Source organism: Pseudomonas asiatica, from assembly GCF_009932335.1.
Taxonomy (GTDB): Bacteria; Pseudomonadota; Gammaproteobacteria; order Pseudomonadales; family Pseudomonadaceae; genus Aquipseudomonas; species Aquipseudomonas asiatica.
This window is the reverse complement of record NZ_BLJF01000001.1, coordinates 1,628,080-1,647,128: the sequence shown is the minus strand read 5'-3', so window position 1 is coordinate 1,647,128 and position 19,049 is coordinate 1,628,080. Positions and strand designations below refer to the sequence as shown.

Genomic DNA, 19,049 nt, shown 5'->3' with positions numbered 1-19,049 from the left:
TCCCTGGCAGCAAGCGGCAGGTTGTCGGCTTAGCGACTGGCGCTTGCCGTTTGCAGTTGCTTGGGCAGCTTGAAGGTCCAGAGCATGCCGCCCTGGTTGAAGTCCTTGACCCGCTTGGCCACTTCACCGCCCCACAGCGGCACCGCGCCGCCCCAACCGGAAACCACCGAAACGTACTGCTCGCCGTCCATTTCCCAGGTCACTGGCGAACCGAGCACGCCGGAACCGGTCTGGAACTCCCAGACCTTGTCGCCGGTCTTGGCGTTGAAGGCCTGCAGGAAGCCTTCCGGCGTGCCGGTGAACACCAGGTTGCCCTTGGTGGTCAGCACCCCGCCCCACAGCGGCGCATAGTTCTTGTGGCGCCACACTTCCTTGCCGCTGACCGGGTCGATGGCGCGCAACACGCCAATGTAGTCTTCGTTGAGCGGCTTGATGGTGAAGCCGGCACCGAGGAACGCCGCGCCCTTCTTGTAGGCGATGCCTTCGTTCCAGATGTCCATGCCCCACTCGTTGGACGGCACATAGAACAGCCCGGTGTCCTTGTTGTAGGCCATCGGCATCCAGTTCTTGGCCCCGAGGAACGCCGGGGCGACGAACACCGAGCTGCCCTTGGCCTCGCTACCCGGCGCCCCCGGCCGGCTGGCCTCGTTGTAGATTGGCCGGCCGTCCTTGTCCAGGCCGGTGGCCCAGGTGATCTTGTCGACGAAGGGGAAGCCGCGGATGAACTTGCCGTTGGTGCGGTCCAGCACGTAGAAGAAGCCGTTGCGGTCAGCGGTAGCGGCGGCCTTGACCTCCTTGCCGCCGTCCTTGTAGTTGAACGAGATCAGCTCGTTGACGCCGTCGAAATCCCAGCCGTCATGCGGCGTGCTCTGGAAGTGCCACTTGATGGTGCCATCGTCGGGGTTCAGGGCCAGGCGCGAAGAGGAATACAGGTTTTCGCCCGGGCGCAGGTGCGAGTTCCACGGCGCCGGGTTGCCGGTGCCGAACAGGATCAGGTTGGTTTCCGGGTCGTAGTAGCCGCCCAGCCAAGGCGCCGCACCACCGGTCTTCCACAGGTCGCCGGGCCAGGTCTTGCCCGCCTCGCCGCCAGAAATGCCGTTTTCGATCGCCTTGCCGTCCTTGTACACGTAGCCCATGTGCCCTTCCACGGTCGGGCGCATCCACAGCAGCTCGCCGTTTTCCGGGTTGTAGGCCTGGATCTTGCCCACCACGCCAAACTCGCCGCCGGCGACGCCGGTGATCAGCTTGCCGTTGACGATCATCGGCGCGGCGCTGATGGAGTAGCCTTCCTTGTGGTCGGCCACTTTCTTGCTCCATACCACCTTGCCGGTGTCCTTGTTCAGCGCCACCAGCTTGGCATCGAGGGTGCCGAAGAACACCAGGTTGCCGTACAGCGCCACGCCGCGGTTGATCACGTCGCAGCACGGGCGGATGTCATCGGGCAGGCGCGCATCGTATTGCCACAGTTTCTTGCCGGTACGGGCGTCCACGGCGAACACCCGTGAGTAGGAGCCGGTCAGGTACATCACCCCGTCCTTGACCAGCGGCTGGGCCTGCTGGCCGCGCTGCTTCTCACCACCGAAGGAAAATGCCCAGACCGGCCGCAGGTCCTTGACGTTGTCGGTATTGAGCAGGTTCAGCGGGCTGTAGCGCTGGCCCTGCACGCCCAGGCCATTGGTCACGATCTGCTGCGGGTTCTTCGGGTCCTGGAGAATTTCTTCATTGCTGACAGCGGCGTGGGCTGCACCGGCAAGCAGCATGGCGCTGAGCACCAGGCTCAAGGCGAACACGGGACGACGTGTGGATCGGGTCATGACGGCTACCTTTGGTTTTTTTGTTGTATCCGGGAAAACTTCCCGGTGTGTCGGGAATTCTTGGTCCCGACCTGCTTGCCAACAATTGCCCGCAGTGCTGAGTTTTCTAGTTCCTTGGTAGCAGTGAACTTGCGCGGTCCCACAGGGGGCCGTGTTACACCCTCAGATAGGGGGCTTGGCGTCGACACGCCGCAGCTGCTGGCGTTCGTAACGGGGGTACAAGTGGCTGACACTGCGAATCAGCTCGTAACGGGTCAGGCTGATAGCAGCAAACCGTTCGGGTATGGGGCTGCGGATCATCTCGGCCATGTCATCGCCACGCGCCGCGCCGTCGCGCATCAGCCCGTCCAGCCAGCCCAGGTAATCACGCATCTGGGCAAACGGCCGGGCATCGCTGGCCAGCGGGCCATGACCAGGCACCAGCTGCTTCCAGGGCAGCGCTTGCAAGGTGTCCAGGTCCTTCAGCCACACCTCCAGCCCCGGGCTGTTGGGCGTGGTCAATGCGCGCTCGTAGAACACCAGGTCGCCGGCGAACAGCACACCGGTGCTTTCATCCAGAATCGCCAGGTCGGCACCGGTGTGCCCGCCCAGCGCCAGCAGCCGCAGGCGGTGCCCACCCACCTCGTGAATACCTGGCTCCAGCACACGGGTCGGCAGCACCACCTCGGTACCGCGCATCCAGTCGCCAACCAGGCGGTACATGTTCTCGGCCATGGCCTCCCCCTGCTGGCGCAACAGCTCGCCGGTACCGGCCAGGGCGCCGATGGGCACATCGGCAAAGGCCTGGTTGCCCAGCACATGGTCGGGGTGATGATGGGTCAGCAGCACTTCGACCACCGGCTTGTCGGTGGTGGCGGCAATGGCCTGGCGCAATGCTTCGCCGTAGCGTTTCGACGGCCCGCTGTCGATAACCACCACCCCGTTGTCGGTGACGATGAACGCGGTGTTGACGATATTGCCGCCGTTATCCTTGGCGAAATTGTCGGTGCTGCCCTCCAGCAGCCAGGTGCCTTCGGCGATCTGCCGGGGCTTGAGCCGATAGTCCAGGTCTGCCCAGGCCGGCAGGCCCAGGCACAGTAGCAACAGCAGAATGCAACGCATGACGGGCGCCTCTGGTCAGGGATGGAGTCGGGCAACGCGTTCAGGGCACTGCCGCCTCGAACTGGTTGCCGCTGTTGTCCTGCAACACCAACCGGGTCGGCCCGGGACCCTGGATGTCGAAGCCCAGGTTGGGGTTTTCGCTGACCGCCGGGTACAGTTCCAGGCTGGCCAGGCGCTGGCCGTCCGCGCCTTGCAACTCGGCATGGTTGAGGAAGAATTCGGGAATGCCGCTGACCAGGCCGTTGTCCATGGGGTGAGCCACCTGCAGGCGCAAGCGGCTGCTGTCGCCGCGCGGGTAGCGCCCGCCCAGGACTTCACCGAGGTGTTCCTCCCAGCCGGGCTGAGTGCGTACCACGCTGGGCGCGGTACAACCGCCGCCGGCAGCATCGATCAGGGTCGAGCCGACATGCCACAGGCCGTCGCGGGTCAGCACCGCGGCACGCAGCGGTGTGGCCTGTTCGACGCGGATGCGGATCGACAACCAGGGCAGCACGCGCTCGCCAGGCTGGAAGTCGACGATACGCGGCAGCGGGTTGAGTTCGGCCCAGGCAATGATCCGCACCACTTCGCCGCTGAACGCCCGAGCGTCGATCTCCAACGGCACCTGGCGTGCGTCCTCGGCAAAGGGTGGCGCCAGCAGCTTGACCCGATCATCGAACACGAATGCGGCCTGGCCCAGCAGCTGCTTGTGGTAGAAGTCCCACATCACCGACGGCACCGGGTCCTTGTGGTTACTCGGCTCGCTGGCCTGGGACTGTGCGGCCCAGGGCATCCAGCAGGCCAGCAGGAAAGTCGCTCGCCAGTTCATCGCCCACTCCTTGATGAAACAGTTATCCGTTGAGCCAGCATGATCCCTGTGGGAGCGGGCATGCCCGCGAAGCAGGCGGCGCGGTGGATGGCACGGGCTTCGCCCGTGTTCGCGGCGGTTCGACGCCTCGACAAGCCCGCTACCACAGGGGTCGCACCAGCGCTACTGATACATTTCCGGCACCTGGTAACGCAGGCCATAACTGGCATAAATCGCCTTCATCCGCCCATCACGAATCAGCGTCTCAAGCGCTTCCTCCACCGCATAGGCCAGCTGCCGGTTGCTTTCATGCACCGCCATGCCGATCTCCCAGGCCTGCTTGCCAAGGTTCGGGTAGGCGTTTTCCGCCAGGGCCAGCTGCGGGTCGGCGGCTTGATGCAGTTGCCAGTCAACTTCGCCGCGCATCGCCATCACCGCGTCCACCTGGCCGGCCTGCATGGCGCCGAAAGCTTGCTGCACATTGGGGTAATGATGGGTCCTGGCACTGAGCATGCCGTTGAACACAGAAGTCAGGTAGAACGACGGCACGCTGTCCACCTCGACCCCGATCGGGTGCTGCTGGAACACCGCGACACTGGCCACCGAGGGCAGGCGGCGGCGATCATAGGCGACCTGCCAGCGCTCCTCCTGATAAGGGCCGAACATGACCACCTGGGCGTTTTCCAGCTCGCCTACCTCGTTGCGCCGCTGCGCATAGGCATGGTCGTATGGCACCCGCATCATCAGGTCGGCCAGTTGCTGGTGGCGCAACGGGCTGCCGCGCCAGATGTAGTCGCGCAGATCGTCGTCGAGCTTTTCCCCGGGTGGCGCCCAGATCAGCTGCAAGCGCACCCCCAACGCCGTGGCCAGGGCCTGCGCCAGCACCACGTCGACACCTCGCGGCTGGCCGTGGTCCTCGAAACTGTAGGGCGCAAAGTCCTTGTACACAGCCACCTTCAATTCGCCGGCGGCGATGATCGCGTCGTAGTTGCGCACCTGCGCCTGCGCCGCCGCGCAGCACAGCAGCAAGCCACTGAACAGCACCGCCAACAGACGCATGGCCGTCATTCCTCGACGTGCACGCTGTCCAGGTAGGTGCGCACCGCCCACAGGGCCTCCTGGCTCAGGTAGTCGGCCATCTTCGGCATGTACACCCGGCCGTCGCGGACCGCACCGTGGCGTACCCGCTCGACGAACCACTCATCCCCGGCCTCGCCGGCATCGAGCATGCGCAGATCCGGGGCGATGCCCCCCGACTTGGCCTCCAGGCCATGGCAGGCGGCGCAGTTCTGGTTGTAGGCCGAGGCACCGATCTCCACGGCCTTGTCGTGCTCGGGAGAGCTGCGGTACGGGTTGACCGCTGCCCAGCCATCGCCGTCCAGGGTTACGCCAGCGTCCTTGATCGGGGTCAGGCCCTTGGTTTCCACGGCCTGGGGCACCACATTGCCATGTGCCCAGGCAGTGCCGGTCAGCACTGCACTGGCAAGCAGCCCGGCAGCCAGCAAGACGTTGCGTTTTGTTGTCATTTTTATGCCCTCACGATTGCACGCAAGGCCTCAACCACAGAGGCCGTGTCGCCATCTTAGAAACAGCCCGCAGGCGGCCGAATGCTGCTTTGGTGGCCGCGCCTTACTCCCTTGGTAGTAGGGCTTGTGGCGAACGGCCAAATGAGGTGCCCCGTGGGAACTATTCCCGGCAAGGGCGGGACTTTTTCCGTATCCCGCAAGGCCCGCCCCGTCCCACCCTGTGCAGGCCAAAACCTCCACTGGGAACTGCAACCATGACAACAAGAACGCTACCCGCCCTTTCCCCTCTGGCCCTGAGCGTGCGAGCCTTGCTGCTGGCCGGTAGCCTGGCCCTGGGCAGCGTGGCCACGGCAGCCACCACCCCTGCGGCACCTGCCAGCAAGAACGTGACGTGGGAAGACATCGCCAACGACCACCTGACCACCCAGGATGTGCTGCAGTACGGCATGGGTACCAACGCCCAGCGCTGGAGCCCATTGGCCCAGGTCAATGACAAGAACGTGTTCAAGCTGACCCCGGCGTGGTCCTATTCCTTCGGCGACGAGAAACAACGCGGCCAGGAATCCCAGGCCATCGTCAGCGACGGCGTGGTCTACGTCACCGGCTCCTATTCGCGGGTGTTCGCCCTCGATGCGAAAACCGGCAAGCGCCTGTGGACCTACAACCACCGCCTGCCGGACAACATTCGCCCCTGCTGCGATGTGGTCAACCGCGGCGCAGCGATCTACGGCGACAAGATCTACTTCGGCACCCTCGACGCGCGGGTCATCGCCCTCGACAAGCGCACCGGCAAAGTGGTGTGGAACAAGAAATTCGGCGACCACGCCGCCGGCTACACCATGACCGGTGCCCCGGTGCTGATCAAGGACAAGACCAGCGGCAAGGTACTGCTGATCCACGGCAGCTCCGGCGATGAATTCGGCGTGGTCGGCCAACTGTTCGCCCGCGACCCGGACACCGGTGAAGAGGTGTGGATGCGGCCCTTCGTCGAGGGCCACATGGGCCGCCTGAACGGCAAGGACAGCACGCCGACCGGTGACGTCAAGGCGCCGTCCTGGCCGGACGACCCCACCACCGAAACCGGCAAGGTCGAAGCCTGGAGCCATGGCGGCGGCGCCCCTTGGCAAAGCGCCAGCTTCGACCCCGAGACCAATACCATCATTGTCGGCGCCGGCAACCCCGGCCCCTGGAACACCTGGGCGCGCACCTCGAAGGATGGCAACCCGCAAGACTTCGACAGCCTGTATACCTCAGGGCAGGTCGGCGTCGACCCAAGCACCGGTGAGGTGAAGTGGTTCTACCAGCACACACCCAACGATGCCTGGGATTTCTCCGGCAACAACGAACTGGTGCTGTTCGACTACAAGGACAAGGACGGCAAGCAGGTCAAGGCCACCGGCCACGCCGACCGCAACGGTTTCTTCTATGTGGTGGACCGCAGCAACGGCAAACTGCAGAACGCGTTCCCCTTCGTCGACAACATCACCTGGGCCAGCCACATCGACCTCAAGACCGGGCGCCCGGTGGAGAACCCCGGTCAACGCCCGGCCAAACCGCTGCCGGGCGAAACCAAGGGCAAGCCGGTGGAAGTCTCGCCACCGTTCCTGGGTGGCAAGAACTGGAACCCCATGGCCTACAGCCAGGACACCGGCCTGTTCTACATCCCCGGCAACCAGTGGAAGGAGGAGTACTGGACCGAGGAAGTGAACTACAAGAAGGGCTCGGCCTACCTGGGCATGGGCTTCCGCATCAAGCGCATGTACGACGACCACGTCGGCACCCTGCGCGCCATGGACCCGACCACCGGCAAGCTGGTTTGGGAGCACAAGGAGCACCTGCCGCTGTGGGCCGGCGTGCTGGCGACCAAGGGCAACCTGGTGTTCACCGGCACCGGCGACGGCTTTTTCAAGGCCTTCGACGCCAAGACGGGCAAGGAGCTGTGGAAGTTCCAGACCGGCAGCGGCATCGTCTCGCCGCCGATCACCTGGGAACAGGACGGCGAGCAGTACATCGGCGTGACCGTGGGCTACGGCGGCGCGGTACCGCTGTGGGGCGGCGACATGGCCGAACTGACCAAACCGGTGGCCCAGGGCGGTTCGTTCTGGGTGTTCAAGATCCCAAGCTGGGACAACAAGACTGCACAGCGTTGACTGCATGAGTTGACGCATCACTGGGGCTACGAGGCAGCCCATCGCCGGCAAGCCAGCTCCCACAGGTACAGCGCAGGTCTCAAGGGTTGCGCAGTTTCTGTGGGAGCTGGCTTGCCGGCGATGGGCCGTAAAGCGGCCCCAGGGTGCGTACCCGACTTCACATTGAGAGCCTATCGCCATGAACTACCTGCCACTTGCCTTGCTGATCGTGCTGTCTCCTGCCATGGCCGAGAATGCCGACGACGCTGGCAACGATACCCCCCTGACAATCAACGGCTGCGTGATTGCCGAAGCCAGCCAGTGCCCGGGGGCCGACCTGCGGGGCGCCAACCTGGCCAACCAGGACCTGCGCAAGATGAACCTGGCCGGCGCCGACCTGCGCGATGCGGACCTGCGCCATGCCCGGCTGGACCTGGCCAACCTGGAAAAGGCCAACCTGCAAGGCGCCAACCTGACCCGCGCCAGCCTGCAGCAAAGCAACCTGCGCCTGGCCGACCTGAGCCAAAGCCGGCTCGTTGCGATTCAGGGCTGGGGCCTGTTTGCCCAAGGTGCGCAACTTGCCAAGGCCGACCTCAGCGCGGCCTACCTGCAGTTCGCAAGGTTGTCAGGGGCGAAGATGCAGCAGGCCAACCTGCGCGCGGCGGACCTGGAAATGGCCTGGCTGAGCAAGGCTGATCTGCAAGGGGCCGACCTTGGCGATGCCAACCTGCAGGAGGCCAAGTTTGGCCAGAGCAACCTGGCCCGCGCCGACTTGCGCGGGGCGCGGCAGCATTACGGGAATTTTCAAGAGGCCAACATGGAGGGGTGCAAGGGGTGCCCCGAGACCTGGGACAATTGAGCCCGATATCCTGCCTTGCGCAGGCCCCCTGTAGGAGCGGCCTTGTGTCGCGATGGGCTGCAAAGCAGCCCCGACGATTGCTGCGTTGACGCTGAAGCCCCTGGGGGCCGCTTTGCGGCCCATCGCGACACAAGGCCGCTCCTACAGGGCTCTGCGCAGCGTCCAGGTAGCAGAACACCTCACCCCGCCACCCGCACCACCCCCAGGTCAATCCCCAGATGCACCAGCTCGGCATGGGAGCTGACCTGCAACTTGCTCTTGAGCAAGGTCAGGTGGTTGGACACGGTCTTGGCACTGATGCACAACTGCTCGGCAATCCCTCGCACCGGGGTGCCCTTGGCCAGCATCACGAAAATTTCCAGCTCACGCTGGGTCATGCGCTGCAGGCGCGGGTCGCTGGCATTCTGCTGTGACGTGCAGGCCAGCTGGGTGGCCAAGGGCTGTTCGATATAGGCATGCCCGGCCAACACCCGCTGCACCGCCTCGATCAGCACTTCGGGCGCCGAGTTCTTGGTCAGGTATCCCGAGGCACCAGCATCCAGCGCCTGGCGCACCAGCGGCAGTTCGTCATGCATGCTGAAGAACAGCACCCGCAATTGCGGCAGGCGCTGACGCAGGCGCCGGGTGGTTTCCAGGCCGCTGATGCCTGGCAGGCCAAAGTCCATGATCACCAGGTTGGGCACCTGTTCCTGAACCCGCGCCAGCGCCTCTTCGCCACTGGCAGCCTCACGCACCTGTACCTTCGGCAGCACCGCTCGCAGCAGGCTGGCATAGCCCTGGCGGACCACGGCGTGGTCATCGACCAACACGATATTCATCACACCTCCATGGGAATGTTCAGGGCCAGCGCCCAGCCGGCACCCGGTCGGCTGAGGATGCGCAGCTCACCGCCCAGGCTGCGGGCGCGCTCGGCCATCGAGTGCAGGCCTACCCCGGGGCGCTGGGGCTGGCTGGCACCGCAACCGTTGTCGCGAACCAGCAGGCGCAAGCCCTTGGCGCTGCGTTGCAGGCGCACCCGCACCTGGCTTGCGCCGGCGTGACGGGCGACGTTGGTCAACGCCTCCTGCAGCAAACGATACAAATGCGTGCGACTCGGCCCGGGTAGTGCCGGCAAATGCTCGCCTACCCGCAGGCGGCAATCGATACCCTGGCTGGCCTGCCATTGGCTCACCAGCAGGCCGAAGGCTTCGGCCAGCGGCATGTGCTGCAACGCCAGCGGGTACAGGTCATGTACCAGGGCGCGGAAACCTTGCTGCAGGCGTTCACAATCGAGCTCCAGGGTGCGTGTCGTCTGCGCCACCGCGGTTGGCTGGTCGGCGACCATGCGCAGCAGGCAGAGCTGGGCCCGAATACCCGCCAGGTATTGCCCGAGATCGTCGTGCAGGGTCTGCGCCAACTGGGTGCGCTCCTGCTCCTGCACCGCCAGCAGGGCCTGGGTGAGTTGGGTATTGTCGCAGCGGGCCTGCTCCAGAGACGCGGTCATGCGGTTGAAGTGCTCCGCCAATTGGCGCGCCTCCGGCAGGCCGGCCTCGCGCAGGCGTGCGGTCAATTGCCCACCCGAGACCTGGCGCAAGGCCTGCAGCAGATCGTCCAGCAAGCCCATGCCCCGCCGCACCGCCCAGCGGATGGTCAACAAGCTCAGCAGCAACGCAAGGCCGCACAGGACCAACAACTGCTGCAGGGAGTCACGCACCTCGTCGATTTCATCCCGTGCATCCACGGCGATCATTACCCGGCGACCATCCCCCAGCTCCAGCAGCCGGCTGCTGTCGTGGCGCTGCCCAAGCAGTTGGCGGCCCAACCAGGCATCCAGGCCGGTTGCTTGCGGCAGCCGCGCAGGTTCATCCGCCGCGAGCCAGTGCACCCGCACATGGCGCAGGCTTTGCGTCAGCCGTGGTTGCAGGCTCTGCGGGTCGCGCTCGGCAGTGTCGCCGAGGTATGCCACCACGGCTTGCGCCGACTGCAACTCCCGCTCCACGTCAGCCACCGCCTGGCGCAACAGCACCACGGCACAGGCCAGCGTCAACATCGCGAAGCAACAAGTGACCCAGAGGTTGATCCGCCACAGGGCCGAAAGGTTGACAAGGCGCATGGGCAGTTCTCCTCGGGGTTGCTGCGGCCATCGTAAAACCCGCGCCCATGTGGTGAATTACTACCTTGGTACCGGGCGAGCGCTACTTTCTGCATATTCCCCCCTCCCGGCGCGCTTCCTATGCTGGCGCCATCTGCCGTGGAGTTGCCTTATGCGCCTGCCTGCCCACCTTGCCATGACCTGCCTGCTGGCCCTGGCCGCGACGCTTTCTGCAAGCTCGGCACTCGCCGCACAGGCCCCGGGCGGGGAACCGTTGCAGGTGCGCATCGGCTATCTCGGCTATCGCCCCGATCCCGGCCCGCTGCTGTCCAACATCATTCCCGAACCCACCGATGCCGGGCTGCAGGGCGCCGAACTGGCGATTGTCGACAGCAACAGCAGCGGGCGTTTTCTCAAACAGGAATTCCACCTGGCCAATGCCACGGTCGAAAGCCCCGAAGCCCTGCTGCAGGCTGCCAAGGCCCAGCATGACCAGGGCCTGCGGCTGTTCGTGGTAAATGCCCCCGCCGCCAGCCTGCGCGCGCTATCTGCCGCCCTGCCCGACAGCCTGCTGTTCAACGCCGGCAGCCCGGACGACAGCCTGCGCAGCAGCCAGTGCCTGGGCAATGTGCTGCACAGCCTGCCCAGCCGCGCCATGCTGGCCGATGCCCTGGCGCAGTTCCTGGTAATGCGCAAATGGCAACGGGCGCTGTTGGTCGTCGGCCAGACCGACGATGACCGGGCCTATGCGGCGGCCCTGCGCCGCGCCATGAAGCGCTTTGGCATGCAGCTGGTCGCGGAGAAAGCCTGGACATTCGACAACGACCAGCGCCGCAGCGCCCAGGCCGACATGCCGCTGTTCACCCAAACCGCCGAGTACGACGTGGTGCTGGTGGCTGACGAACGCGGCGACTTCGGCGAGTACCTGCCCTACCAGACCTGGTATCCGCGGCCGGTAGCCGGCACCCAGGGCCTGACCCCCACCGGCTGGCACAAGACCGTTGAAACCTTCGGCGCGGCGCAGTTGCAAAAGCGCTTCGAAGCCCAGGCCGGGCGCTGGATGAACGACCGCGACTTCGCCGCCTGGATGGCCGTGCGCAGCGTCGCCAGCGCAGTGAGCAAACTGCGCCAGGCCGAGCCCCGCGCCCTGCAGCAACTGCTGCTCAGCGAGCAGTTGCCGCTGGACGGCTTCAAGGGCCGCAAGCTCAGCTACCGCCCGTGGAACGGCGAGCTGCGCCAGCCGATCCCGCTGGTGCAGCCGCGGGCCCTGGTCAGTACCTCTCCGCAGGAGGGCTTCCTGCACCCGCTCAACGAAATGGACAGCCTGGGCTACGACAGGCCCGAAGTGACCTGCGGCTACCCCTGACCCGATAACCACAACAAAAAAGGATTTCGCCATGCGTCGCTCCCCTTTTCACCGGGCACTGCTTTACCCCAGCCTGCTGTCGGGCGCCCTGGCCCTTGCCAGCGGGCACGTCGTGGCCGCCACCGCCTGGGTATCGAACGAGAAGGACAACAGCATCAGCCTGATCGACATGCAGACTCTGCAAGTCACCGAGACCCTGCCAGTGGGCCAGCGCCCGCGCGGCCTGCTGTTGTCCCACGACAACACGCTGCTGTACATCTGCGCCAGCGATTCGGACCGGGTGCAAGTGATGGATGTGGCCACCCGCAAGATCATCAAGGAACTGCCCTCCGGCAAGGACCCCGAGCAGTTCGCCCTGCACCCCAACGACCGCTGGTTGTACGTGTCCAACGAGGACGACGCGCTGGTGACGGTAATCGATACCCAGACCGACAAGGTGCTCGGGCAAATCGACGTCGGCATCGAGCCCGAAGGCATGGCGGTGAGCCCGGATGGCAAATGGGCGGTCAACACCAGCGAAACCACCAACATGCTGCACTGGATCGACACCAGCACCCAGACACTGGCAGACAGCACCCCGGTGGACCAGCGGCCGCGCTTCGTCGAGTTCAGCCAGGACGGCTCGCGGCTGTGGGCCTCGGCAGAAATCGGCGGCACGGTGACCATCCTCGACGTGGCCAGCCGCCAGGTGCTGAAAACCCTGAACTTCCAGATCAAGGGCGTGCACCCGGACAAGGTCCAGCCGGTAGGCATCAAGCTCAGCGCCGATGGCAAGTACGCGTTCGTCGCCCTGGGCCCTGCCAACCATGTGGCGGTGGTCGATGCCAAGACCTATGAGGTACTCGACTACCTGCTGGTGGGCCGGCGGGTCTGGCAACTGGCGTTCACCCCGGACCAGAGCCAGTTGCTGGCCACCAACGGGGTCAGTGGCGACGTTTCGGTGATCGATGCAAAAAACCTCAAGGTGCTCAAGTCGGTGAAGGTCGGCCGCTACCCCTGGGGCGTGGTGGTGACGCCATGAATACCCTCGAAGTCAGTGACGTGAGCTTTGCCTACGGCCAGCGCGAGGCGCTCAGGCACGTCGGCTTCAGCCTGGCGCCCGGGCGCTTCGCCGCCTTGCTGGGCCCCAATGGCGCCGGCAAGTCGACCTTGATCGCCCTGCTCACCCGCTTGTACGACCTGCAGCATGGCGACATCCGCGTGTGCGGCTGCTCGCTGCGCAACGCCACACGCCCGGCCTTGCGCCAGCTGGGCGTGGTGTTCCAGCAAAGCACCCTCGACCTTGACCTGAGCGTGGAGCAGAACCTGCGCTACCACGCCTCGCTGCACGGCCTGTCGCGGCGCCAGGGCAATGTTCGGGTCGATGCCGAGTTGGCCCGCCAGGGGCTCGATGAGCGGCGGCGCGAACCGGTCCGGGCGCTGAACATCGGCCATCGGCGCCGGGTGGAGATTGCCCGCGCGCTGCTGCATGAGCCGCGTTTGCTGTTGCTCGACGAGGCCAGCGTTGGCCTCGACCCGGCCAGCCGCCTGGCGCTCAACCAGCACCTGCGGCTGCTGTGCCGCGAGCAGCGCCTCAGTGTGCTGTGGACCACCCATCTGCTGGACGAAGTGCAGCCCAGCGATGACCTGCTGATCCTGCATCAAGGGCGCCTGGTGGCCAGCGGCACGGCCGATGCCCTGAGCCTGGAGCACGGCGGTGACCTCGACCATGCCTTTGCCCGCCTGACCAGCGCCCCCACAGGAGCCAATGCCCGATGAACGCTTACTGGCAGTGCTTCAACGGCATTCTCCTGCGCGAATGCCTGCGTTTCGTCCTGCAGCGCACCCGTTTTCTCAGCGCCCTGGTGCGCCCGCTGCTGTGGCTGCTGGTGTTCGCCGCCGGCTTTCGCGCGGCCCTGGGCATTGCGATCATCGAGCCCTACGACACCTACATCCCCTACGAGGTGTACATCATTCCGGGCCTTGCCTGCATGATCCTGCTGTTCAACGGCATGCAGGGCTCGCTGTCGATGGTCTATGACCGGGAGATGGGCAGCATGCGCGTGTTGCTGACCAGCCCGTTGCCGCGGCCCTTCCTGCTCGGCAGCAAGCTGCTGGCGACCTCGTTGATCTCCCTGCTGCAGGTGTACGCCTTCCTTGCCATCGCCTGGTTGTATGGCGTGCAGCCACCGGCTGCGGGCCTGTTGCTGGCGCTGCCAGCGTTGTTGCTGGTGGCGCTGATGCTCAGCGCCCTGGGCCTGTTGCTATCGAATGCGATTCGCCAGCTGGAGAACTTTGCCGGGGTGATGAACTTCGTGATATTCCCGCTGTTCTTCCTGTCCTCGGCGCTGTACCCGTTGTGGAAGATGCGCGAGGCCAGCCAGTGGCTGTACTGGCTGTGTGCAGTGAACCCGTTCACCCATGCCGTGGAGCTGGTGCGCTTTGCCTTGTATGAGCGCTTCAACCCGCTGGCGCTGGCGGTATGCCTGGGGCTGACCGTGCTGTTCACCCTGCTGGCGATCCTCACCTTCAACCCCCAGCATGCGGCGCTGCGCAAGCCACGCTGAGCGGCAGCGATCCATCGCTTAGCGCGAACCCTGTGGGAGCGGGCGCGCCCGCGAAACAGGCGACGCGGTGTATGGCACCGGCTTCGCCGGTGTTCGCGGGCACGCCCGCTCCCACAAGGGAAGGTGACACGCTCTCGAACATTGTTCCCTGTGCGACAGCGTAGCCCAAAGGGTTGGGCAATCTCCCACAGGTTTGCGCGCCCGGCTTTCTACTACTTTGGTACTGCCTTTGCTGTCTGATCGTCGCATTCACAATGCACCGCCACTGGCATGTAATGGGCCTATAACAAAAAGGACAACCCCCATGCCACGTGCCCTGCCCCGGCTGCCACGCCCATTGCTGGCGGCGCTTTCCCTGAGCCTGACGCTAGGCGCTGCCTTGGCCGACACCACGCCGCTATTCTCCGCCGACGGCTACCGCACCTCCCTCTACCGCAGCCCGACCCCACAGCAGGTCGAGGGCGGCCAGGTCATCGACACCGCCATGCTGCAAGGCCTGCTGGGGCACACCCCCAAGCCGGTGCTGATCGACGTCTATCGCCGCCAATGGCTGCAAGGCCGCTTCATCGAAGATGAACCCCACGCCAACATCCCCGGCAGCCGCTGGCTGGCCAACACCGGCGACGGCGAGCTGAGCCCGGCGTGGCACGATTACTTCGTGCGCAACCTGCAACTAGCCACCGCCGGGCGCACGGAGCAACCGCTGGTCTTTTACTGCCGCTCCGATTGCTGGTTAAGCTGGAACGCGGTAAAACGCGCGAAAGCACTGGGCTATAAGAATCTGTATTGGTACCGCGATGGCCTGGACGCCTGGCAACAGGCCAACCTGCCGCTGCAGCCAGCGCAGCCGGAACCCTTCCCCTGAATTCATCGCCTGCAAACGCGTGCCCGCTCCATCCAATAAAAACGAGGTGAAAAGGCCATGTACAAAATTCTGATTGCCGACGATCACCCCCTGTTTCGCGAAGCCATCCACAACGTTATCAGCGATGGTTTCCAGGGCAGCGAAGTCATGGAAACTGCCGACCTGGACAGCGCCCTGGCGCTGACCCGCGAACATGACGACCTCGACCTGATCCTGCTCGACCTGAACATGCCCGGTATGCATGGCCTCAATGGCCTGATCACCCTGCGCAACGAGGCACCGACCACGCCGGTGGTGATCGTCTCGGCCGAGCAGGAAAAGCAGATCGTGCTGCAGGCCATCACTTATGGCGCGGTGGGCTTCATCACCAAGTCCTCGCCACGTTCACAGATGATCGAAGCGATCGAGCAGATCCTCAACGGCAATGTCTACCTGCCGCCCGACATCATCCGAGCCCAGAAAAGCAGCACCAGCCGGCGCCTGAACGATGCCCCGAGCTTCCCGCCGGAGATGCTCCAGGCTCTGACCCGCAAGCAGCTGCTGGTGCTCGAGCGCATGACCAAGGGCGAGTCGAACAAGCAGATCGCCTACACCCTGGATATCGCCGAGACCACGGTCAAGGCCCACGTTTCGGCGATCCTGCGCAAGCTCAACGTGCACAACCGGGTGCAGGCCATCCTCAGTGCCGGTGATATCGATTTCGGTGATTACCTGCGGCGTTGACCTGTCCCTGCTCCTTTCCCAGGCTACCTCATTGCCCTGTAGGAGCAGCCTTGTGCTGCGAAGAGGCCGGCAAGGCAAAAATCTTCTCTAGCAGTAATGGACTCTTCGCAGCGCAAGGCTGCTCCTACAGGTACTGAGCAGCCTTTGGGTCCGATTGTCTGGCATCACGGCTAGCCCTGGCTGCCCAGCAAATGGCTCATCGCCGCCTTAAGCTTCATCGGCCGCACCGGCTTGTGCATCAGGGTGTGGCCCTGCTCGCGGATCTGTTGCTTGAGCTCGTTGCTGTAGTTGGCGGTGATCATCATCGCCGGCAAGGGCTGGGTACGGCGGGCATTGATCCGCGCCACGGCGTCGACGCCATTGCAGTCATTGTCCAGGTGGTAGTCGGCGATCAGCAGGTCGGCCTCGGCATGGTAGTTGTCCACCTGGCGCGCCAGGTCCTCCTCCGACAGCGCGGTGACCACCCGGCAGCCCCACCCCTCCAGCAGGGTGCGCATGCCAGCGCAAATCGCCGCATCGTTATCCAGTACCCACACCCGCGCCCCGCGCAGGCGTTCGAGCATCGGCTCGCTGATTGCCTGGCTCGGCTGGGCCTTGGGCGCGATGGTGCTCAGCGGCACTTCGACCGCGAATACCGAGCCTTTGCCAAGCCATGAACGCACCCGAATCCGGTGGCCAAGAATGCCGGCGATCTTTTCCACGATCGCCAGGCCCAGGCCCAAGCCACGGTCCTGGTCCGGACGCTGCACATCACCGCGCCTGAACTCCTGGAACATTTCTTCCAGGTGCTCTTCGGCGATACCGATCCCGCTGTCCCATACTTCGATCCGCAAGCCGCCACGCTGGCGCCGGCAGCCCAGCACCACGCGCCCACTGCGGGTGTAGCGAATGGCATTGCTGAGCAGGTTGCGCAGGATCCGCGCCAGCAGCTGGATGTCACTACGGACCACGGCGGAACAGCCCACGAAATGCAGTTCAAGCCCTTCGCTGCGCGCCACCTGGGCGTATTCGGCAGCGAGGTTGTCCATCAGTTCGCGCAGGGCGAACGGGGCGACATCGGCCTTGATCACGCCAGCATCGAGCTTGGAAATATCCACCAGGGTACCTAGCAGGTTCTCCACATCCTCCAGCGAGTTGCTGACATTACGCACCAGGTGGGCACTGTTGTGCGGCTCGCGGTGTTCGAGCAAGGCGCTGGTGAACAGCCGCGCCGCGTTCAGTGGCTGCAGCAGGTCATGGCTGACGGCGGCAAGGAACTTGGTTTTCGACAGGTTGGCCTGCTCGGCCTCGCGCTTGGCCTCGCGCAGGCGCGATTCCACCCGGCTGCGCTCCTCGATTTCGCGCAGCAGCTGCTCGTTGAGGCTGGTCAGCTCGGCCGTGCGCTCGCGTACCCGTTGCTCCAGGTGCTGATACGCCTGGTGCAGCGCCTGTGCGGTATTACGGCGCTCGGTGATGTCGCGGATCAACACGAAGATGCCCACCACTTCACCATTGGCCAGGCGGTTCGGCACGTAGGAGCGCAGCATGTAGCGTTCCTGGCCGTTGATGTTGGTTTCGGCAAACTCGAAGGTTACGCTCTCCCCCGCCAGCGCCCGCGCCACGTAGGCCTCCAGGCGCTGGTAATGCTGCTCGCTGTGGGCCTCGCGCAGGCTCTGGCCCAGCATCACGCCGCGAGGCCAGCAATACCATTCTTCATAGACCTTGTTGGTGAATTCGTAGACCAGGTCGGCATTCAGGTAAGCGATCAGCGCCGGCACATGGTCGGTGATCAGGCGGATCTGGTGCTGGTGTGCCGTCTCGGCCCGCTGCCGGGCCTCGCTGAGCAGGTGGTTGACGGCCTTGAGCTCGGCCATGGCCTGGTTCAGCGCTTCGGTGCGTTCGCGCACCTGCTCGGCCAGCACCACCGAATGCTGAAACGCGGCATAAGGGTCGTTGCCACGCGTGACGCCGGACTCGATACGCTCGATCAGGGCGCCGTTGATACGCTGCAGCTTGTGGTTCTGGTGCTGCAGCCGGGCGACCTCGGCCTGCAGTTCAGCGACCGACAGGAGGCCGGTTGCGGGCAATGGCGACTCCGGTGAAGGTCTGGTTGATGTGCATGCCATCGAACTGTTCTCCGTAGGTGTTGAAGCCGATCACCCGCTGCTCGCGCAGGAACGCACCGACCGCTTCCAGCCCGTCCCGGGCTTCCAGCTCCAGCCGCCGCAGGAAGCAATCGCAACCGATGGTCAGCAGCAGCGGGCCGAGGCGCTGCTGCAAGCCGTCGAACAACTGGTGCAGGTTCGGCAACAGCGGGCCTGGGGTCATGGCGGTGAGCACGATGCCGTTTTCAACAGCGCAGTAGAAACTCAGGCTCAGGTCCGGGTGCACCTGCTGTATCGCCCGCACGTAGTACTGGTCGTGGATGCGCACGGCCAGCGGATGGGCAGCGAACACACGATGATCGAGCTCGGCCACCGGCACGCCGATGTGCCGGGCGTATTCCTCGGCAGCTGGCTCGGCATTCAGTTCGAAGACCCGGCGCTGGGCACTGTCGGCACCGGTGACCACCAGCTTTTCCTGGCGCGGCAGGATGTGGTGGGTGGTGAACACTTCGAAGTCGAGCCAGGTATTGACCAGCACCACCACCGCCGCGCCGTGGTGGAACGCGCCGCCGAAATACACATGGGTGCGGGTCAGGTAGTTGTCGTCGCCGGCCGAGCCGCCGAAATGCGGGATGTCGCCCAGGGCCGCACTGAGGGCGGCAAGCACCATTTCCTCGCGGCTGGACAAGCCGTCTAGCAGGGTCAGGGCAAAGCTGTGGCCCTTGATCGGCGCCAGGTTATTGCTGCGGCAGGTGCCGACCAGGCGCTCGACCATCTGCTGGGCGTCGATCAGGCTGAAGTGCTCCATTTCGTCGATCAGCTCGGTGGCGATGGAAAAGTGCCGATGATCGAACCCCACTGCCGTTATGCAGTTGCGGCCATAGCCCTGCGGGGTGATTTCCCCGGCGCTGGTGCAACCGACCAGGCGGATGCCGCCAAAACCCTGCTCCAGGGCTTCGCCCAGGGCCTGCAGGTCGTACTCGGCGGAGCAGAAGAACAGCACGAAGCCCAGGTGCGGGTGCAGCAACTGCGCCGCCAGCTCCTGGGCTGCCTGCCGGGCGTCGGTTGCCTGGGACATGGCGCTGACCACACCGTCGTTGTGAGCCTGCTGCATCGTGGTCTCCGGCGCGGGGTGGCTGAGTGATGAGTGTACGAAGGCGATCATCGAGGACGAATGC

Annotated in this window: 17 protein-coding genes; 8 read left to right on the top strand and 9 right to left on the bottom strand. The window is 64.9% G+C overall.

Features of this window, described 5'->3' with window-relative positions; all coding sequences use genetic code 11:
* Window positions 1-29: 29 nt before the first annotated feature.
* The 5 genes from pedH to pedF form a co-directional block, all read right to left on the bottom strand.
* Window positions 30-1,814 (bottom strand): PQQ-dependent alcohol dehydrogenase PedH, encoded by a 1,785-nt coding sequence (pedH, locus tag GYA95_RS07750; RefSeq protein ID WP_043935557.1) that lies wholly within the window; start codon window positions 1,812-1,814, stop codon window positions 30-32.
* A 162-nt stretch (window positions 1,815-1,976) separates the two neighbouring features.
* On the bottom strand, window positions 1,977-2,915 hold the full coding sequence (locus tag GYA95_RS07745) for a quinoprotein relay system zinc metallohydrolase 1 (RefSeq protein WP_015270053.1): 939 nt from the start codon (window positions 2,913-2,915) through the stop codon (window positions 1,977-1,979).
* A 40-nt stretch (window positions 2,916-2,955) separates the two neighbouring features.
* On the bottom strand, window positions 2,956-3,723 hold the full coding sequence (locus GYA95_RS07740) for a quinoprotein dehydrogenase-associated SoxYZ-like carrier (RefSeq protein WP_015270052.1): 768 nt from the start codon (window positions 3,721-3,723) through the stop codon (window positions 2,956-2,958).
* A 162-nt stretch (window positions 3,724-3,885) separates the two neighbouring features.
* Window positions 3,886-4,761 carry a substrate-binding periplasmic protein gene (locus tag GYA95_RS07735; protein ID WP_161551364.1) on the bottom strand — a complete coding sequence of 292 codons (876 nt, stop codon included), beginning with the start codon at window positions 4,759-4,761 and terminating at the stop codon, window positions 3,886-3,888.
* A 5-nt stretch (window positions 4,762-4,766) separates the two neighbouring features.
* On the bottom strand, window positions 4,767-5,228 hold the full coding sequence (gene pedF, locus GYA95_RS07730) for a cytochrome c-550 PedF (protein ID WP_013972175.1): 462 nt from the start codon (window positions 5,226-5,228) through the stop codon (window positions 4,767-4,769).
* Between the two features lie 254 nt (window positions 5,229-5,482).
* On the opposite strand from pedF, the gene exaA reads away from it, so the two are divergent.
* Together exaA and GYA95_RS07720 are read left to right on the top strand one after the other, a co-directional pair.
* The gene (gene exaA, locus GYA95_RS07725) at window positions 5,483-7,378 is read left to right on the top strand and encodes a quinoprotein ethanol dehydrogenase (RefSeq protein WP_043935556.1); all 1,896 of its coding nucleotides are present in this window, start codon (window positions 5,483-5,485) and stop codon (window positions 7,376-7,378) included.
* A 178-nt stretch (window positions 7,379-7,556) separates the two neighbouring features.
* Window positions 7,557-8,216 (top strand): pentapeptide repeat-containing protein, encoded by a 660-nt coding sequence (locus GYA95_RS07720; protein ID WP_015270049.1) that lies wholly within the window; start codon window positions 7,557-7,559, stop codon window positions 8,214-8,216.
* 179 nt (window positions 8,217-8,395) lie between these two features.
* Here GYA95_RS07720 and GYA95_RS07715 read toward each other — a convergent pair whose 3' ends face one another.
* Complete coding sequence (locus GYA95_RS07715; RefSeq protein WP_003257635.1) at window positions 8,396-9,034, bottom strand: response regulator; 639 nt, start codon at window positions 9,032-9,034, stop codon at window positions 8,396-8,398.
* The gene (locus tag GYA95_RS07710) at window positions 9,034-10,308 is read right to left on the bottom strand and encodes a HAMP domain-containing sensor histidine kinase (protein ID WP_015270048.1); all 1,275 of its coding nucleotides are present in this window, start codon (window positions 10,306-10,308) and stop codon (window positions 9,034-9,036) included. The genes GYA95_RS07715 and GYA95_RS07710 overlap by 1 nt, the downstream gene beginning before the upstream one ends.
* Before the next feature lie 151 nt (window positions 10,309-10,459).
* Between GYA95_RS07710 and GYA95_RS07705 the strand changes: the two genes are divergently transcribed.
* The 6 genes from GYA95_RS07705 (at window position 10,460) to GYA95_RS07680 (ending at window position 15,787) form a co-directional block, all read left to right on the top strand.
* Window positions 10,460-11,653, top strand: coding sequence for an ABC transporter substrate-binding protein (locus tag GYA95_RS07705; protein ID WP_015270047.1), 1,194 nt, complete (start codon window positions 10,460-10,462; stop codon window positions 11,651-11,653).
* A gap of 31 nt (window positions 11,654-11,684) precedes the next feature.
* Window positions 11,685-12,674, top strand: coding sequence for a YVTN family beta-propeller repeat protein (locus GYA95_RS07700; RefSeq protein ID WP_015270046.1), 990 nt, complete (start codon window positions 11,685-11,687; stop codon window positions 12,672-12,674).
* Window positions 12,671-13,411 carry an ABC transporter ATP-binding protein gene (locus GYA95_RS07695; protein WP_015270045.1) on the top strand — a complete coding sequence of 247 codons (741 nt, stop codon included), beginning with the start codon at window positions 12,671-12,673 and terminating at the stop codon, window positions 13,409-13,411. Before GYA95_RS07700 ends, GYA95_RS07695 begins: the two co-directional genes overlap by 4 nt.
* Window positions 13,408-14,199: an ABC transporter permease gene (locus GYA95_RS07690; protein ID WP_013972167.1), complete on the top strand. Its 792-nt coding sequence runs from the start codon at window positions 13,408-13,410 to the stop codon at window positions 14,197-14,199. Before GYA95_RS07695 ends, GYA95_RS07690 begins: the two co-directional genes overlap by 4 nt.
* 304 nt (window positions 14,200-14,503) lie before the next feature.
* A complete protein-coding gene (locus GYA95_RS07685; RefSeq protein WP_015270044.1) occupies window positions 14,504-15,064 on the top strand; it encodes a PQQ-dependent catabolism-associated CXXCW motif protein in 561 nt (186 codons plus the stop codon).
* A 57-nt stretch (window positions 15,065-15,121) separates the two neighbouring features.
* The gene (locus GYA95_RS07680) at window positions 15,122-15,787 is read left to right on the top strand and encodes a response regulator transcription factor (protein WP_015270043.1); all 666 of its coding nucleotides are present in this window, start codon (window positions 15,122-15,124) and stop codon (window positions 15,785-15,787) included.
* A 170-nt stretch (window positions 15,788-15,957) separates the two neighbouring features.
* Here GYA95_RS07680 and GYA95_RS07675 read toward each other — a convergent pair whose 3' ends face one another.
* Both GYA95_RS07675 and nosP read right to left on the bottom strand, forming a co-directional pair.
* A complete protein-coding gene (locus tag GYA95_RS07675; RefSeq protein ID WP_015270042.1) occupies window positions 15,958-17,853 on the bottom strand; it encodes a PAS domain-containing hybrid sensor histidine kinase/response regulator in 1,896 nt (631 codons plus the stop codon).
* Window positions 17,822-18,985, bottom strand: a complete 1,164-nt coding sequence (nosP, locus tag GYA95_RS07670) for a nitric oxide-sensing protein NosP (RefSeq protein WP_015270041.1) — start codon at window positions 18,983-18,985, stop codon at window positions 17,822-17,824. Before nosP ends, GYA95_RS07675 begins: the two co-directional genes overlap by 32 nt.
* Between the last annotated feature and the right edge of the window lie 64 nt (window positions 18,986-19,049).

What these genes read in the sequence shown, in the direction of transcription:
- pedF (WP_013972175.1), bottom strand. Translation starts at nt 5,228, where the DNA reads ATGACAACAAAACGCAACGTCTTGCTGGCTGCCGGGCTGCTTGCCAGT.
- GYA95_RS07735 (WP_161551364.1), bottom strand. Translation starts at nt 4,761, where the DNA reads ATGCGTCTGTTGGCGGTGCTGTTCAGTGGCTTGCTGCTGTGCTGCGCG.
- GYA95_RS07745 (WP_015270053.1), bottom strand. Translation starts at nt 2,915, where the DNA reads ATGCGTTGCATTCTGCTGTTGCTACTGTGCCTGGGCCTGCCGGCCTGG.
- GYA95_RS07680 (WP_015270043.1), top strand. Translation starts at nt 15,122, where the DNA reads ATGTACAAAATTCTGATTGCCGACGATCACCCCCTGTTTCGCGAAGCC.
- GYA95_RS07690 (WP_013972167.1), top strand. Translation starts at nt 13,408, where the DNA reads ATGAACGCTTACTGGCAGTGCTTCAACGGCATTCTCCTGCGCGAATGC.
- GYA95_RS07720 (WP_015270049.1), top strand. Translation starts at nt 7,557, where the DNA reads ATGAACTACCTGCCACTTGCCTTGCTGATCGTGCTGTCTCCTGCCATG.
- GYA95_RS07715 (WP_003257635.1), bottom strand. Translation starts at nt 9,034, where the DNA reads ATGAATATCGTGTTGGTCGATGACCACGCCGTGGTCCGCCAGGGCTAT.
- nosP (WP_015270041.1), bottom strand. Translation starts at nt 18,985, where the DNA reads ATGCAGCAGGCTCACAACGACGGTGTGGTCAGCGCCATGTCCCAGGCA.
- GYA95_RS07695 (WP_015270045.1), top strand. Translation starts at nt 12,671, where the DNA reads ATGAATACCCTCGAAGTCAGTGACGTGAGCTTTGCCTACGGCCAGCGC.
- exaA (WP_043935556.1), top strand. Translation starts at nt 5,483, where the DNA reads ATGACAACAAGAACGCTACCCGCCCTTTCCCCTCTGGCCCTGAGCGTG.
- GYA95_RS07710 (WP_015270048.1), bottom strand. Translation starts at nt 10,308, where the DNA reads ATGCGCCTTGTCAACCTTTCGGCCCTGTGGCGGATCAACCTCTGGGTC.
- pedH (WP_043935557.1), bottom strand. Translation starts at nt 1,814, where the DNA reads ATGACCCGATCCACACGTCGTCCCGTGTTCGCCTTGAGCCTGGTGCTC.
- GYA95_RS07705 (WP_015270047.1), top strand. Translation starts at nt 10,460, where the DNA reads ATGCGCCTGCCTGCCCACCTTGCCATGACCTGCCTGCTGGCCCTGGCC.
- GYA95_RS07700 (WP_015270046.1), top strand. Translation starts at nt 11,685, where the DNA reads ATGCGTCGCTCCCCTTTTCACCGGGCACTGCTTTACCCCAGCCTGCTG.
- GYA95_RS07740 (WP_015270052.1), bottom strand. Translation starts at nt 3,723, where the DNA reads ATGAACTGGCGAGCGACTTTCCTGCTGGCCTGCTGGATGCCCTGGGCC.
- GYA95_RS07685 (WP_015270044.1), top strand. Translation starts at nt 14,504, where the DNA reads ATGCCACGTGCCCTGCCCCGGCTGCCACGCCCATTGCTGGCGGCGCTT.